The sequence below is a fragment of the Shewanella algidipiscicola genome, assembly GCF_900380485.1.
GTDB lineage: Bacteria > Pseudomonadota > Gammaproteobacteria > Enterobacterales > Shewanellaceae > Shewanella > Shewanella algidipiscicola.
The window spans coordinates 244,016-260,650 of the sequence record NZ_OXJV01000019.1; the positions used below are offsets into that span (position 1 = coordinate 244,016).

The 16,635-nt window shown below is 49.8% G+C and carries 12 protein-coding genes and 2 pseudogenes; 8 read left to right on the top strand and 6 right to left on the bottom strand.

What is annotated here, in order from left to right; translation table 11 throughout:
* Positions 1-235: 235 nt before the first annotated feature.
* Both DN599_RS16390 and DN599_RS16395 read left to right on the top strand, forming a co-directional pair.
* A complete protein-coding gene (locus DN599_RS16390; RefSeq protein WP_110458661.1) occupies positions 236-859 on the top strand; it encodes an NAD(P)H-dependent oxidoreductase in 624 nt (207 codons plus the stop codon).
* Entirely contained in the window at positions 859-2,820 is a 1,962-nt protein-coding gene (locus DN599_RS16395; RefSeq protein ID WP_110458662.1) for a monovalent cation:proton antiporter-2 (CPA2) family protein, read from the top strand. Before DN599_RS16390 ends, DN599_RS16395 begins: the two co-directional genes overlap by 1 nt.
* Before the next feature lie 59 nt (positions 2,821-2,879).
* On the opposite strand, the gene DN599_RS16400 is transcribed toward DN599_RS16395, so the two are convergent.
* A complete protein-coding gene (locus tag DN599_RS16400; protein ID WP_110458663.1) occupies positions 2,880-3,728 on the bottom strand; it encodes an RluA family pseudouridine synthase in 849 nt (282 codons plus the stop codon).
* A gap of 387 nt (positions 3,729-4,115) precedes the next feature.
* Between DN599_RS16400 and DN599_RS16405 the strand changes: the two genes are divergently transcribed.
* From DN599_RS16405 to DN599_RS16430, 6 genes are all read left to right on the top strand, one after another.
* Entirely contained in the window at positions 4,116-5,075 is a 960-nt protein-coding gene (locus DN599_RS16405; protein WP_110458664.1) for a sensor domain-containing diguanylate cyclase, read from the top strand.
* A gap of 340 nt (positions 5,076-5,415) precedes the next feature.
* Positions 5,416-7,170 carry a phospho-sugar mutase gene (locus DN599_RS16410; RefSeq protein WP_110458665.1) on the top strand — a complete coding sequence of 585 codons (1,755 nt, stop codon included), beginning with the start codon at positions 5,416-5,418 and terminating at the stop codon, positions 7,168-7,170.
* Between the two features lie 142 nt (positions 7,171-7,312).
* Entirely contained in the window at positions 7,313-7,705 is a 393-nt protein-coding gene (locus DN599_RS16415) for a VOC family protein (RefSeq protein ID WP_110458666.1), read from the top strand.
* A gap of 38 nt (positions 7,706-7,743) precedes the next feature.
* Entirely contained in the window at positions 7,744-8,199 is a 456-nt protein-coding gene (locus DN599_RS16420) for a GyrI-like domain-containing protein (protein WP_110458667.1), read from the top strand.
* Positions 8,200-8,254: 55 nt separating this feature from the next.
* A complete protein-coding gene (locus tag DN599_RS16425) occupies positions 8,255-8,983 on the top strand; it encodes a helix-turn-helix transcriptional regulator (protein WP_110458668.1) in 729 nt (242 codons plus the stop codon).
* Positions 8,984-9,185: 202 nt separating this feature from the next.
* Positions 9,186-9,608, top strand: a complete 423-nt coding sequence (locus DN599_RS16430) for a thiol-disulfide oxidoreductase DCC family protein (protein ID WP_110458669.1) — start codon at positions 9,186-9,188, stop codon at positions 9,606-9,608.
* A gap of 48 nt (positions 9,609-9,656) precedes the next feature.
* Here the strand turns inward: DN599_RS16430 and panP are convergent, their stop codons facing one another.
* The 5 genes and pseudogenes from panP to DN599_RS16455 all read right to left on the bottom strand — a co-directional run.
* Positions 9,657-11,297 (bottom strand): pyridoxal-dependent aspartate 1-decarboxylase PanP, encoded by a 1,641-nt coding sequence (gene panP, locus DN599_RS16435; protein ID WP_110458670.1) that lies wholly within the window; start codon positions 11,295-11,297, stop codon positions 9,657-9,659.
* 166 nt (positions 11,298-11,463) lie between these two features.
* Entirely contained in the window at positions 11,464-12,654 is a 1,191-nt protein-coding gene (locus DN599_RS16440) for a glycerate kinase (RefSeq protein ID WP_110458671.1), read from the bottom strand.
* Between the two features lie 121 nt (positions 12,655-12,775).
* On the bottom strand, positions 12,776-14,134 hold the full coding sequence (locus DN599_RS16445; protein ID WP_110458672.1) for a GntP family permease: 1,359 nt from the start codon (positions 14,132-14,134) through the stop codon (positions 12,776-12,778).
* A gap of 1,138 nt (positions 14,135-15,272) precedes the next feature.
* Positions 15,273-15,776, bottom strand: a pseudogene (locus DN599_RS16450) (transposase); the annotation flags it as partial.
* Positions 15,777-16,005: 229 nt separating this feature from the next.
* A pseudogene (locus DN599_RS16455) lies at positions 16,006-16,509 on the bottom strand (transposase); the annotation flags it as partial.
* Positions 16,510-16,635 lie beyond the last annotated feature (126 nt).

The window sequence follows — 16,635 nt, forward strand, 5'->3', positions numbered from 1 at the left end:
GGCCTAGGCTCGCTGATATGCACATCGCACATTTGTCTCACCACATTAACCAGTCAATGTGGATCAGTAGACAGGCTCGGCAAACAGGTTAAAGGGCGTTTTAGAATGCCATTTTTAGGTGCAATTTTCTCGTGACCGCGCTTGAGATTCAAGGCGTTACAAGCTATTTTATCTAGACCTATGGCGCGATAATTTTGCAAGGATATTGCGTCATGCCGCCTCGCATAGGACGCTCATGTCGACGACTCATAAACGTGTTTTACTTTTACTTGCCCACCCTTCCCAGCATCGCTCTGAAGTGAATATTCCGCTGTTTAACGCGGCAAAGGCCATCGATGGGGTGACTGCTGTCGATCTCTACGGCGAATACCCCACCTTCGATATCGATATTGAGTGCGAGCAGCAGCGACTGATTGAGCACGATATTGTTATTTTTCAATTTCCGCTGTACTGGTATTCGACTCCAGCCATTTTAAAAGAGTGGCAAGATTTGGTACTTGAATACGGCTTCGCTTATGGCACCGATGGCACTGCGTTAAAGGGGAAAACCTTTTTTTGCGCCGTCAGCGCCGGTGGTAAGGAAGATGCTTATCAAGCGCAAGGTTATAACCATTTCACTGTGCGTCAGTTGTTGGCACCACTGGAGCAGACCGCCAGCTTAACCGGCATGCACTATCTTGCGCCTCTGGTGCTGTTTGGCGCCCGAACCGTTATCGAAGATGACTTCATGGCCCGCCATATAGGGCAATGGCAACGCCTACTAAAGGCCTTGGTTGAAGACAGGGTCAATGTGCATCTGACGGCTAAGCTAGACTGTTTAAATCATCACTTGGACACCATTATCGAGAGGGAGAGGTGATGACAGGTTATTTTCTACAGGCGTTTATCTATTTAGTGGCAGCGGTGATTGCCGTGCCCTTAGCCAAACGTTTTGGCTTAGGCTCAGTTCTGGGATACCTCATAGCCGGGGTGGTGATTGGCCCTGTGGTGGGGCTCGTGGGCGAAGAGGCCAGCGTTATTCAGCATTTTGCCGAGTTTGGTGTGGTGATGATGCTGTTTGTGGTGGGGCTAGAACTCGAGCCCAAAATGTTGTGGGCGATGCGTCATCGCTTAATGGGACTGGGTGGTTTGCAAGTGGTGTTGACCGCCGCTGCCGTGATGGCGATTGCGCTCTATTTTGAAGTGCAATGGACCATCGCCTTGACCATAGGTTTAGTCTTTACGCTATCGTCTACTGCCATTGTGCTGCAAACCTTCAATGAGAAAGGGCTTGGGAAAACCGACGGTGGCCGCAGTGCGTTTTCGGTGTTGCTGTTTCAAGATATCGCGGTGATCCCCATGTTAGCCTTTATCCCCTTACTGGCGTTGCCTGAGCTTGTGGATAAGGCGCAGCAGTTAGCTAGCACTGCCGCGCAGCAACATCAAGAGGTGAGTCTGGTGGCTGGTTTACCCGGTTGGGCTTACGCCTTAGTGATTACTGGGGCCATCGCCCTGTTGGTGGTTGGCGGCCATTATTTGAGCCGGCCGCTGTTTCGTTTTGTCGCCAGTTCAGGCTTAAGAGAGATCTTTACCGCTACCGCGCTGATGTTGGTTATCGGCATTGCGGCGATGATGAGTCTCGTGGGGTTATCGCCGGCTTTAGGGGCCTTTTTAGCCGGCGTAGTCTTAGCCAACAGTGAGTTTCGCCATGAGCTAGAGTCGAGTATCGAGCCTTTTAAAGGTTTGTTATTAGGTTTATTTTTTATCACCGTGGGTGCGGGAGTGAATTTTGCTTGGTTGTGGCAAGAGTTAGGTGTCATTGTCTTGATGACATTAGGCTTGATGCTGCTCAAAGTCTTAGTATTACTGCTGCTGAGCCTGCTGTTTAAGATAAGAAAAAGCGATCGCTGGCTATTTGCCTTGAGCCTAGCCCAAGCGGGGGAGTTTGGTTTCGTGTTGGTGAGCTATTCAGTACAAAATAATGTATTGCCAACCGACTTAGCCCAAACCTTATTGCTGGTGGTGGCGCTGAGTATGTTCCTTACACCCGGACTATTTATCGCCTTTGAAAAGCTCATTTTACCCCGTTACCGCGCCGCGCCTGACGCCCGAGAGGCCGATATTATTGAAGAGCAAGGCCCAGTTATTATCGCCGGTGTCGGCCGTTTTGGTCAGGTGGTGAACCGGTTATTGACGGCCAACGGGGTTAACACTGTGGTACTCGACCATCAGATAAGCCAAGTGGATATTCTGCGTAGTATCAATGTTAAAAGTTATTTTGGTGATGCCACTCGCCCCGATCTGCTGCACACCGCAGGTATCGAGGAGGCCTCACTGCTAGTGGTGTCGATGGACAACCCCGAAAGTGCGACCGAGTTAGTTAAATACGTTAAACACACTTACCCTCAGGTGAAGATATTAGCGCGCGCCTTCGACCGTGGTCATGCTTATATGCTGCGCCGCGCGGGCGCGGATTTTATCCAAAAGGAGACCCTATTATCGGCGTTAGAGTTAGGGGCCGATGCGATGAAGTGTTTAGGGTTTCATCCCTTTCACGTTGAGCAGCAAAAAAATACCTTCAAGCGCATCGAAAAACGCAGTTCCGATATCCTCTATCAAGCCTGGTGTGATGACAGCTCAGGTGAGCGATTCGACAATAACTATCGCAAATTATTTATTGAGCTGGAAGAGACCATTAAAACTGCAATGACGCGAGATAGAAGTGACAAGCATTCTAACAGTGAACGTGGCTGGACACCGCCGCCTAAAGGCTACGAGGAGGTACTTGAAGGTGATGAGCCTATCGACCCAGCGGCAGCTAAAGCCGATATCACGCCTTAACGACCGCCGAGGCTGCGAGGTGTGCCCTGTGCTCACTTGAGCCGCGCTGTGATTAAAGGTTAATCGAGCGCGGCCAGCTGAGGTTGTAGGTGCTCGGGTAGGGCAATATGCAGCTTTTCTTGGGTAAGCGGGCAGGTGAAATCGAGAAAGCAGGCGGTTAATTGCAGGTTTGGATCGCCCGCCACGGCATCGCCATGTTGCCTGTCGCCCACCACGGGATACCCTATGCTGGCCATATGGATACGGATCTGGTGTTTACGCCCCGTTTCAATAGTGACCTGCACAAGCGAGCGAGCATGCTGGGCATCGTATTCGATAAGCTCGGCGTGCGAGCGCGCCGTTTTACCATCGACATCCGTGTCTATGGTTTGGCGCTGCTTGGGGAATTCGCCTTTGACTATGACGCGATATTGCTTATTAAGCTGCCGATGTTCAAATTGCGCCGCCAGTGCCGCCGTGGTGGTTTTACTGTGGCCGATGATCACTAAGCCTGTGGCGGCGCGATCGAGCCGGTGCACAATAAATGCCGGACGTTGGGGAGTAAGATGGGTTTCGACAAAACGATTAATCGTGGTGTGATCGCTCCATTTCGAGCCTTGGCAGAGCATGGCGTAAGGTTTATACCAAATACTGTATTGGCCTTTGTCGAGAATCAGTTGTGCATCGGCAACCGTTTGCGCCAACACCTCCGGATGATAATAGAGGTGTAATGTATCGCCCACCTTGAGTGCTTTTTTTGCCCGCCGTAGTCGCTGGGTATATTTGCCACGACTTAACCACACTGCGCCTTTGACCATGGCCTGTTTAATGATCTGTTTAGATAATCCACAGTGCGCCGCCAAGAGGCTGACGGCATCGCTATCGACTTGGGTAATGGTAAGATGATATTCAGATTTAGTTAGGTTCATGAGGTCGGCTATATGTTGATGGTGGTCCCCGCTGTTGGGGGCGAGTTTACACTATTTTTGCCAAGCATGAGAGGCTGATATCGACCTCAGTGCTAGGTAAAAAGCAAGTCAGTGCTTATGAGCGGTATGGATAAATGCGTTATCGGCTGATGAATAACCATAAAAGCTGTATATGGCGTTTTCGACGTCATTTTTAGCCATAAAATAAGAGTTAGATCAACTCTTTTAGTTTAAATTATCTTGTTGTTATCTCATGAAAAACGTAATCTAAATATGAATACAATTTTAGGACAAAAGTGCCACCTCATTGACCTTAGGGCATAGTCTGTTGGGGGGATAAAGCGTCATGCTTGCACGGGATTCCTCAAGTGTTCGAGGGACACAGCCATGCATCTACCCGAATCACAACGTCATCCTCATCTTAATATTAGCGCGGTGAATGCGGTGCGCATTGAACATATGACCGCAGTGCTAAAAGCTTTGCCCGATCCAACGTTTATCTTGTCGCAAAGTGGCAAATACCTCGGTGTATTTGGTGGCAACGATTCGCGCTACTATCACGATGGCTCTGCACTGGTCGGCTTACACCTCAGTAATCTTATTTCGGCCGAAAAGGCACAATGGTTCCTCGATAAAATTACCCAAGCATTACAATCCAACAAATTATTAATTGAAGAATATGAGCTATCCGATAAAGACGTATTGGGCGTATCAGTCGATGGGCCAGATCTGCCCATTTGGTTTGAGGGGCGTATCCAACCGCTGGACTTTACAATAGCGGGTGAGCGCGTAGTGCTGTGGGTGGCGAGCAATATCTCTAAGCGGCATGAAATGGAGCGACAACTGCGAGAGTACAGCGATACCGACCAACTGACAGGGCTATTTAATCGGCGCAGACTAGAGCAAGATGTCAGTCAGCATTATGAACAGTGGGCTCGCTATAGTAGGCCTTGTAGCATTTTGATGCTCGATCTCGATAACTTAAAGGCAATAAACGATACTTTAGGCCACCATATGGGCGACAATATCATTGTCGCCATGGCGGAGACGTGCCGCGAGCAATGTCGACAAGCCGACAGTGTTTATCGTTTTGGCGGTGATGAATTTGTGTTGGCCTTGCCCTGTATGACCGCAGAACAAGCTTTGGCGTTTGCCGAGCGGCTACGTCAGTCCACACTTGCGCGATTTGAGCTACTGGCCATATCTGGATTGTCGGCATCGGTCAGTATTGGCGTGGCGTGCATGGCCACCAATGATAGCGGCTATCAAGATAGTCTCAAACGCGCCGATGCCGCCCTATACCGTGCAAAGCGTGCCGGTAAAAACTGTGTTGTATTTATGCTATGAGCTGCATGACTCAACGGAGTCTCTTAGACAGCTTACCTCATGCAAGCTTTATCGCACCACGTAAGTGAAGTGCGTAAGCTAGGGTGAGTGGTAACGTATTGACTATCAGTGGCAGCGGTGTACACGCGCTGAATTAGACTGACAGTTGTCATCCGTCCACAAGCTAAAAGGCTATCACGTTTGAGAGGGTTGCGGGCGATAGCGGTTTGTCATCACACCAGAGTACTTTGTTAAGTATACTTACCTTTAATGCAAATTCACTTGTTCTCTCGTGCGCCGCGACTTACTGTTAGTTATAGTAATATTCGCATAGCGGATTGATGGGTAAAGGGAGGCTTTTATGGATGCACATCTACAGGCAAAAATTCAACATTGGTTGGGGCTAGACGGCGATCCCAGTAGTCATAATGAGATCCAAGCCATGCTCGATAACGATGAACAGCGTGAGCTTGAACAGCGTTTTAGTGGGCGATTGACCTTTGGCACCGCAGGGATCCGTGGTGTGGTTGGAGCAGGACCGATGCGAATGAACCGTTTAGTGGTTCAACAAACATCCAAAGGGGTAGCTGAGTACCTTAAGGCACAAGTCAAGCAGGCCGCCAGTCGAGGCGTGGTCATAGGTTATGATGGTCGCCATGATTCTAAGCAGTTTGCCTATGATGCTGCGGCCGTGTTGACCAGTGCTGGCGTTAAGGTGTATCTCACCGAACAGGTGGCTCCCACCCCGTTAGTGGCCTTTGGTGTGCTGCACCTTAAAGCGGCTGCGGGCATAGTCGTCACCGCAAGTCATAACCCACCGCAATATAATGGTTATAAAGTTTACTGGGAAAATGGCGCGCAAATTATTCCTCCGCACGATACGGGGATTGCGGCGCGTATCGAACAGGCTGCCCAGCAACGGGTGCCATTAATGCCGATATCAGACGCGTTGGCGAGCAAGCAGTTGGTGATGCTCGGCGATGATTTTTATCAGGCTTACCGCGATGGCATCAAACAGTCCACAGTGCTGCAAAATCATACACAACCAGCATTGGTGAGTCTGGCCTATACCGCGATGCATGGTGTTGGCGCCGAGATGGCCGAAACTGTGCTCAAGGATGCTGGCTTTACTCAGGTTTATTCGGTGGCGGCGCAGCGAGAACCCGACGGCGATTTTCCTACGGTCAATTTCCCCAACCCCGAGGAGGCTGGAGCCATGGATTTGGTGATCGCCGAAGCGCACCAACATAATGCCATGTTAGCGTGCGCTAACGATCCCGATGCCGACCGGTTTGCGGTGGCGGTCAGAAAACCCGATGCCTTAGCTTCTATGGCGGCAACCGAGGCATATCAAATGCTCACCGGCGATCAAGTAGGGGTGTTGTTAGGACACTATTTACTGTCCCATGCACCCGATAACCAAAGACTCACCTGCCGTACCATAGTCTCTTCGAGTCTATTATCTAAGGTGAGTATTGCGATGCACGGTGTGTGCGAAACCACCTTAACGGGTTTTAAGTGGCTGACGAACGTGGGGATGAGTAAGCAATCGGCAGACAACCAGTTTTTGTTTGCCTATGAAGAAGCGCTGGGCTACACCATCGGCAGTATGGTGTGGGATAAAGATGGTTTATCGGCCTTAGTGGCCTTTGCCCAATTAACCGCCGAACTGGCCTCCCAAGGACAAACCCTTTGGGACAGGCTAGAAGCTATCTATCGTCAACATGGTTATTACCTCAACGAGCAAGTGAGTATTGCCCTGAGCGGTAGTGATGACTCACCAACCATAGGTGAGCAACTGCGTAACCTTAATCCTACTGAGATTGCGGGGCAAAAAATCGTGTCTGTGGATGATATCAGCCTAGGAAAACGGCGTTTTGCCGATGGGCGCATCGAGCCTATCGATCTTCCTAGCAGTGATGTACTTATCTATTGTCTAGATGATGGTGCTCGTGTCATCGTGCGCCCCTCTGGCACCGAGCCTAAGGTTAAATGTTACTACGAGGTGGTGTGTGATTTTGGCGAACAGGAGACGTTAAGTGAGGTGCATCATCGCGCTACATTGGCGATGAAGGCGCTTATCGAGCAGCATCAACAGCAGCTGCCTAAATCATAGCGGCCAGCAAGGGGCAATATTTGAGTTCGGCTAAACCCTACTGACACCAAGCTGTCAGTAGGGGCGCGTTAAGCTGTCCTTGTCGTCAGATGTGTTAGGTGTTCAGGGGTGAACATCGCATCTGCTACACAAGGAGAGCATTATGTTACAGCAACAACCTTTGGTATGGGGCGAAATAGCCGTTGAAGATATCGCGCGAGCACAGGCGTTTTATGTACAACATTTCGATGTGACGTTTCGACAGCAGACGATGAGCGGTATGCAGATGGCGATCATAGAAACGGAGCTTGAGCAGGCCGCCAGTGTCGCCTTAGTGAAGCATGAAACCATGCGTCCTAGTAAAGATGGCAGTGTGGTGTATCTGCATGTAAGCGATCAGCTCTCGCCGTTGGTGGCGCGACTCGAGCGTGCCGGCGTCGAGATTGTCATGCCCGCGATGGCGATCAATGACGGCGAGTGTGGTTACTCTTGTCTCTTTATCGACAGTGAGGGCAACAAGGTTGGCCTGTGGTCGCCTAGTCTAACAGCGGGTTAAACCTGCAGAACATGCAACGGATAACAGAAGGAATTGAGATGAAGACGGTAAATCTGCCGCAGAAGTCGGTTATTGGCAAGAGCGTGCGTACCAATAACCGCGCCGAGTCTGAGTCGGTGTCAGCAAAGATAGGTCCACTCTGGCAGGATTTTATGGGTCAGTATGGTGAGCAGATCTTGGCTAAGATGCCTGTTTATGGTGTCTACTACGATTATGCCAGCGACATGAATGGTGACTTTAGTTTAATGACAGCTGTCGACGTCGGAACGATTTCTGGCGAAGGGTTATTGCCGTTAACGCTTGAGGCCGGTAACTATCTCTGTTTCAGCGCTCAGGGAGAGATGCCCCGCAGTGTGATTGAGCTTTGGCAAACGATCTGGGCTTATTTCGGCAAGGATAATTGTCCCTATCGCCGTCAATATTTGACCGATTTCGAATGTTATTCCACGGCCGATAGCGTCGATATTTATATCGGCGTGCATGTCGAAGTATAAGGAGTTCACTCGGCCGTTCCCATAGGGGAGCGGCCTGGTTATTTAAGGTTATTTGATGCGCCGCGCCGATCGTTTATTTCAAATTGTGCAGATCCTAAGGCACAGACGCCTGACAACAGCGCAGCAGCTGGCAGAGCGTCTAGAGGTGTCCACTCGCACCGTTTATCGTGACATTCAAGATCTTTGCCTCTCTGGCATCCCTATCGAGGGGGAGGCCGGGGTTGGTTACCTGCTGCGTCAAGAGGTCAGCGTACCGCCATTGATGTTTAATGAGCAGGAACTAGAGGCCATTCAGGTGGGGATGCGCATGGTACAGGCTCAGGGTGGGCACGAGCTGGCTAGCGCCGCTAAGCAGGCGATGATAAAGGTCGAAGCCGTGTTGCCCGATAGGCTTAAGGCTTATCAATCGCTGATGTTTGCCCCCGACTTCTACAGCGACAGCCAGCTGTTTTCGTTGCTCGACTTGCTACGAAAGTATGCCAGAGAGCGTGAATATCTCATGTTGAGCTATCAGGATGTGAATCAGGCCGAGAGTGAACGCCAGATCCGGCCGCTGGCGCTCTATTATTGGCAAGGGGTTTGGACTTTACTGGCTTGGTGCGAACTGCGAAATGACTTTCGTAATTTTCGTGTCGATCGCATCACTGGAGCCTTACCGTTGGGAAGTCACTTTGATCACTCGGCGGGCCAAGAAATGGCCGATTATATCGCCAAAATGACGGCACTGTATGGAAGGCCCGCAGTGTCAGTGGCCCGATGCGAGCCCGACAACGAGGGGCTATAAGGCCGCGGTAAACTTGCGTTTTGTATCGCCGTGCAACTTATCTGGCTCTATGAGGTCTCTTTATTGCTGTGCTTGTCCATGTTGGCGTTGTTGTCGATGGTTCAGCATAGCCTAAATTTACCGACGGTTTTTTTACCGAATTGCCCTGTTCCACGGGCGATGTTATGGTCGTGCTAAGTGATAAACTAAACAAGAGTGGCGCGTGATACAACAACCACCTGTGGTGATCTTCGACGGTCGCTGTAACCTGTGCCATGGCGCGGTACGCTTCATCGTCAAGCGCGATCCAAAAGGGGTATTTAAGTTTGCCTCGATTCAAAGCCCTAAGGCTCAGCAGCTACTGCGGCAACGAGGTGTTGAGTGCGATATCGATGATCCCGACAGTGTCTATTTAATTAAGGGGGCTGAGGTCATGAGCCAGAGCGATGCGGCACTCGACATTGCCGGGGCGCTGTCTGGTGGCTGGCCCTTATTGCGGCTGTTTAAGATAGTACCTCGCCCCCTAAGAGATTGGTGCTATCGGCAGGTGGCAAGGCGGCGTTATCGATTATTTGGTCAGCGACAATGCGCCTTACCCAGTGAGATCGATCGCCGCAGATTTTTAGACAGTGACACCGAGCATTAACGGCCTATATTCGGTTGTGCCGTCGCTATCGATATGGGACAGGCTATGTTATAGGGTTAACAACTGCGGCAAAAACGGGTTATCTTGCTGGGCAATTTCGCGCTGCTCTTCAAGCACCTGCTGTAAAATATCATCTCCGGTTAACGGGTTAGCGAGTACGACTCTAAACACCACAGAGGTGAGCTCAAGGTTATCTTCTGGGGTGATTCGGGTACGCGACACAAACGATTTCCCCTGTTCGCGCTGGCGTTTTTGTATAAATTTAGTCAGCCCGTCGAGTAAACCGTTTATTTGGCTCACCTTGTTGAGGTCGTTATCGAGCACCGCTTGTTTAAGCAAACGCTGCACTTTGGCGGGCACATAACGGTAGGTGAGCAGGCATAGTTCGGGTGCCGACACCAACTGAAAATCTTCTTGCTGCTTAATCAGCTCGGCAAAGTCGCGCGCCTTTTCTAGGCTATTGTTAATCAAAATTTCATAGCCATCGCGGCCAATCACCTGCAAGCAGGCGTGCACTAACATCGCCATTCCAGGACGAGAGCCCTCCAGCGTCTGACTGCCTAAATCTTTTGAGCCTTTACGTAAAATATATTCGGCGTGATGTTTAATGGCATTGGCCAACTGAGGATCTTTAAACAGCACCATGCCTGCGCCCATAGGCACATACATCTGCTTGTGCGCATCGATGGTGACCGAGTCGGCGCGCTCTATGCCGGCTAGCAGGTGGCGATACTTGTTGGATAATAAGCTCGCGCCGCCCCATGCAGCGTCCACATGAAAATGACATTCCAGCTCTGCGGCTAAATCGGCAAGGGCGTTTAAGGGGTCGATATTGCCGGTTTCTGTGGTGCCAGCCACCCCTACAATCGCCATCACCTTGATATTGCGTGCCTTGAGCTCATTCGCGGCGGCGCGCATCTTAACCACATCGACCTTGTTGTCTTTGGCACAAGGGATTTGGATGATGTTATCGCGGCCGATACCTAGGAGATCGGCGGTTTTACCGAGCGAGTAATGGCCACGAGTCGACACTAAAATGGCCAAGTCATCATAGCCATAATGGCGCAGTGCACTCAGTAAACCACTGGCGGTGACGCCGCGAAAATCCCCATCGGCTTTTAATAAGCGGTTACGTGCTATCCATAGTGCGGTAATGTTCGCTACGGTGCCGCCTGAGCAAAATGCCCCCAATGAATGGTTGGCGCTGTGCATCCAATTATCATAAAAATCATCAGCTTGCCCATACACTAAATGGTGCATCATGCCCAACACTTGGCGCTCTAGCGGTGTAAAGGCTTTCGAGGTTTCAATTTTGACGAGGTTTTGATTTAGCCCCACCATCATCTTCGATAGCGGCAGCACGAAGTAGGGCAGTGCCGAGGTCATATGGCCGATAAAGCTTGGCGCCGAGGTGTGCACGCTGTGAGCGATTAAGGTTTGCATCATCTGTTCGGCGTAATCGGATACGAAGCTCGGCGATGCGGGAATTTGGTGTGCCTGAAAATCTTTCTCGATTTCAGTTAAGGGTTTTTCGACAGCGACAATATTTTCTTTTAAGAACCCCATGAGATTTTCAGAGAGATTTTTTTCAATCTGACTCAAGGTCGAGTGGGGGGCTTCTGGCAAGGTGAAAATACGCAGTAATGCTGCTTCAGAGGCCGTTGCTTGTCGTGTCTGTTTAGATGTCATCAAGGTGCATCGCTTCACTGTGACCCGTTCCCTTATTGCTGGGACATGGTCAGTCAAAATGGGAGCTCACTTTACTGTAAGCTTTATAACGCATCAAGGGGAAAAGTGAAATGGCCGTTGTTTATCAGGATAAAGGGGTTGAGCCGATCCCTTTACCCTCATAAGGTTAACGAGTGCGATTGGTATTATACAGCGCGGCAATGCTCACCGAGGTGGAGTATAAATTATGTTTGGCGCTGGCCAGCACTTGGTTAAGCGGCATTGCTCTAGGAGTGGTCGAAAACAGCGCGCAAAAGCCATGATTGAGTAGCACATTGGCATCATCACTGACGCATCCGGCAATGGCAATAACAGCAATCCCCTGCTTATTGGCTTCTCGGGCGACACCCATGGGGGTTTTACCATGCAAGGTTTGGCTGTCGAGCCGGCCTTCACCTGTGATCACCAGATCGGCGCCGCGAATGATCGCGGCTAAATTGACGGTTTGCATTACGATATCGATACCGGGTTTGAGTTCACCCTTAAGGTAAGCCAGTACCGCAAAGCCCATGCCGCCAGCCGCGCCAGCGCCAGCTATGTCGCGGCATTCGGCCAGTCCGGCGGCGCGAGTGATATCGGCAAAATGAGCCAGCGCCGCATCGAGCTGTGCGACCATGGTGGGGGTTGCCCCTTTTTGTGGGCCAAAAATGGCTGATGCGCCTTTATCGCCGCACAGCGGATTGTCGACATCACAGGCTACCTCAATATGGCAATGGCTTAAGCGTGGATCGAGTCCGCTGATATCGATACGCTTGAGAGTGGCGAGCGCCGCACCGCCAGCGGCAATCTCGTTACCGTTCTGATCGATAAGCTGAGCGCCCAAGGCCTGTAGCATGCCGGCGCCGCCATCGTTAGTGGCGCTGCCGCCTAGGCCTATGATGATATGGTTAATGCCTGCATCGAGCGCATGGCGGATCAACTGGCCTGTGCCATAACTGGTGGTGAGCAGTGGATTACGCTGCTCAAGCGGCACATGATGAAGCCCTGATGCAGATGCCATTTCAATGATGGCGGTGTGAGCCTGCGCCATAGCGTCGCTCTGATTGCTGCTGTCACCGAGGGCATGACGCCGTTGGCCTAAGATGCCATAGTGAGCCTCGACGCGATTGCCAAGAGGACCAATTACCGACAAGGTGACAAGCTTACCCTCAGTGGCATCAACCATAGATTGCACCGTCCCTTCGCCGCCGTCGGCCACAGGCACTTTAATATAGTCGGCATTGGGCAGTACTTGGCGAAATCCACGCTCTATTTCGGTGGCAACTTCCATGGCGCTCAAGCTTTCTTTATACGAATCGGGCGCAATGACTATCTTCATTGAAACATCCTGTGATCTAAAAATGGAGTGACAAGCCGTGGGCGGAAAAGGGGGCGCACATCTTGCGTGATAAGCAGCATGGGTCTCGATTAATGGCGAGGCCCATGCTGATGATTATTGTTTACAGCAACACAAGACTCAGTAGATACACTAAGATCATAGCGGTGATCCCTTGTACTAAGGTCGCCATTGTCTGAGCCTTATAGGCTTGCTTAACGCTCATGCGACTAAACTGGGTAACAACCCAAAAGAAGCTATCGTTAGCATGGGAGACTGTCATAGCGCCTGCACCAATGGCCATGACGGTCAACACCCGGCCCATTTCGCTTGCTAAACCAATATCGCCAAGCATAGGCGCGACCATCGCCGAGGTGGCGACTAAGGCTACGGTAGATGATCCCTGCGCCGACTTGAGCGCCGCAGCAACAATAAAGGGCATAAAGATGCCGATGCCAAGAGCCGACAATGAACTGCCAAGGAAGTTACCAATTTCGGTGGCTTTCAATACCGCGCCAAATGCGCCGCCAGCACCGGTGATCAGCAAAATAGGGGCGGCGACGACCAAACCATGGCTGATACGATCGCTAAATTCTTTGATGCGATTATCGCTCTTAAGTAATGCCAGCGACAACATTAAGCCAATCATCAAGGCATTTACAGGCTGCCCTAAGAAAGAGAGCACTGCAAAAAGGTTGCCATCGCCTAAGGGTTGTGACGGAAACTTAGCGATAGAACCTAAACAGATTAACAGTATCGGCACGAAGATAGGTGCAAAGGCTTTGCTTGGACTAGGCAGTTTGCCGTAAGCGGCTTTTAAACTATCAAAATCTTCGACACTCTCTTTAAGCTCTTGTGCGCCTTCGCCGTCGGGCTCAACATTGGCAAAACGGTTGGCCCACAACATGCCGGCCAAGGCGGCAACGGCAGCGACGACAATACCGACGCCAATCACCAATCCAAGATTTGATTCGAGGCCTAAATTACCTGCCGCCGCAATAGGGCCTGGCGTTGGCGGCACAAAGGTATGGGTGGCATACAGGCCGGTGGCTAAGGCGACACTCATCGACACGCTTGAGACCTTCATGCGATTGGCCATCGATTGTTTCAGCGAGTTTAAGATCACAAAGCCTGAGTCACAAAATACCGGTATGGATACCAAGTAACCTATGATCGACATGGTGAGGGTGGGAAAGCGTTGCCCCAGCACCTTAATGACCACGTCAGCCATGGTGATAGCCGCGCCACTTTTTTCTAAGATGGTGCCAATAATGGTACCTAATACAATCACTAGGCCGATATAGCCTAAGATGCCACCAAAGCCAGAGGTGATGGTTTTGGCAATATCAGCACTTGGTAGCCCGTAGGCAAATGCAGCGATAAATGACGCGAGAATAAGGGTTAAAAACGGATGTAATTTAAATTTCGACGTGGCGATAACGATAAACGCGATCACGGCGAGCAAGATCAGTACGAGGCTCATAGGGTGTCCCTGTATTTGGGTTATATTTATTTGATTGTTCGAACAATGACCCGCTTAGTCAGCACCACCTAAAGTGAGGGCTAAGGTATTTCAGGCTTAGGCTATTATCCGCACAAAAGGATAATCAGGCTTCGTTAAAATTGATGAATCTTCAAGGGGTTTATAAGACAATTTTGTGCAGACGCACATATTTTAGCGCTTTGGTGTGCTAGCTATGACCATATTGCGCTTTTTTGCTTGTGGCATTTTGTTGATTTGTTTTTATTTCACTGATACGCAAATGTCGTGATCACATGGATATAAAAGAATGCAGACCTTCGAATCAAGGTGTTGGCTTTTTCGGGCTTGTAACATTTAGTCGAGTTAGTTTTTATTGATTGATGGTAGCGTTGACTTACATTGTTTTGAATTGCTTGCCGCAGGCCTTTCGTGCAGGTACTTCCTCGGCACCGCTGACTTTTTGTTAAACAAGAGCCATCCCTAGGCGCTCTGCGATTTCATCCCTGAAATCGAAGGCCTCAGCCGCACCTACACCGACTTATCTATCTCTTCGATTTAGCCATAATTGGTATCTACAGAACCGTTAAAAGTTAAATTGTTTTTGGACAAAAGGTTGTGGGACTTCGAATGAAGGTGTTGGCATTTTTGCATTTGGCTGAGTTAGTGTTGGTAGAGTGTCTTTGAAATTTGTATCTTCACTGTTATCAATCGCCTGTCCGGCAGGGAGTGTGCAGATACTGCTGCTACACGCCGTGAATCCATCCGTGGAGGCTCGACGATGGCATCCCTGCCATCAACGTCCGCAGCCGCATCTACACTGGGTTATTCTGTCTCTTCGATTTTGCTTCATTTCGTGCGAGTAGCTAGTTAAAAAGCTAACTAGGTTTTGGACAAAGGCGGCATCCAGTGACAGAATAAAACAAGCCACCCATTATAAAACAATAACATAATACGCTTTCGGTTTATGTTCAATCGCCGTGCTGTGATTTGGCCATTCTAGGTCGATACGATATGGCCGGAATATCGATGTATGACGAAATGAAGCCTGCTGACTTAAAAATGGCGTATTTCAGCTGCACTAAACCAACCTATTGCACCAGAAGAACAGCAGGTTTTGTAATGTAATAAAGCGTTAATATCAGTCTATTTTGAAATGCTGGCAGCTCATTGCAAAGTGCCGTCGTCGCTTCTCTAAGTGTTCACAGTAATGGGTGAGTGCTTGTAATGTGCCCACTGGGCCATGAAACAATTGACCAAATTCGCTAATGAGCTTAACCCAATTTTCATGGGGGATATTCAATCTTGTCAGTACGTTGGCACAGTTTTCACTGATGGCGCCACGTTTATCGTCACGAATAATACGTCCAGTATCATCAACCAGTTCGAGGTAGTCTGCTAACGAGAAAGCAATACCATTCGGTTGATTGTCGCGTTCATTGCCGATAAAAGGGAGTAGCTTTTTAGGCTGCTCACCCTTTAAGGCAGCCTGAATGCGCAGCTGAACACTGGTATGGTCTGAGCCCTCAGGTGTCGCGGCCATCTTGGCTCGAATGGGGTTCAAATCAACGTAGGCCATGCAGGCTAAAACCGCGGCTTCATCTAACAAAGCTTGGGATTTAAAGCGTCCTTCCCAAAATCGACCCGCAAATAAAACAAGCCACCCATTATAAAACAATAACATAATACGCTTTAGGTTCATGTTCAATCGCCGTGACATGATTTGGTCATTTTAGATCGAAACAATATGGCCGGAGTATCGATATATGACGGCATTAAGCCTGCAGACTTGAAAATGACGTATTTCAGTTGCACTAAACCAACCTATTGCACCAGAAGAACAACAGGTTTTGTGATGTAATAAAGCGTTAATATCAGTCTATTTGGAAATGCTGGCAGCTCGTTGCAAAGTGCCGTCGTCGCTTCTCTAAGTGTTCACAGTAATGGGTGAGTGCTTGTAATGTGCCCACTGGGCCATGAAACAATTGACCAAATTCGCTAATGAGCTTAACCCCATTTTCATGGGGGATATTCAATCTTGTCAGTACGTTGGCACAGTTTTCACTGATGGCGCCACGTTTATCGTCACGAATAATACGTCCAGTATCATCAACCAGTTCGAGGTAGTCTGCTAACGAGAAAGCAATACCATTCGGTTGATTGTCGCGTTCATTGCCGATAAAAGGGAGTAGCTTTTTAGGCTGCTCACCCTTTAAGGCAGCCTGAATGCGCAGCTGAACACTGGTATGGTCTGAGCCCTCAGGTGTCGCGGCCATCTTGGCTCGAATGGGGTTCAAATCAACGTAGGCCATGCAGGCTAAAACCGCGGCTTCATCTAACAAAGCTTGGGATTTAAAGCGTCCTTCCCAAAATCGACCCGCAAATAAAACAAGCCACCCATTATAAAACAATAACATAATACGCTTTAGGTTCATGTTCAATCGCCGTGACATGATTTGGTCATTTTAGATCGAAACAATATGGCCGGAGTATCGATATATGAC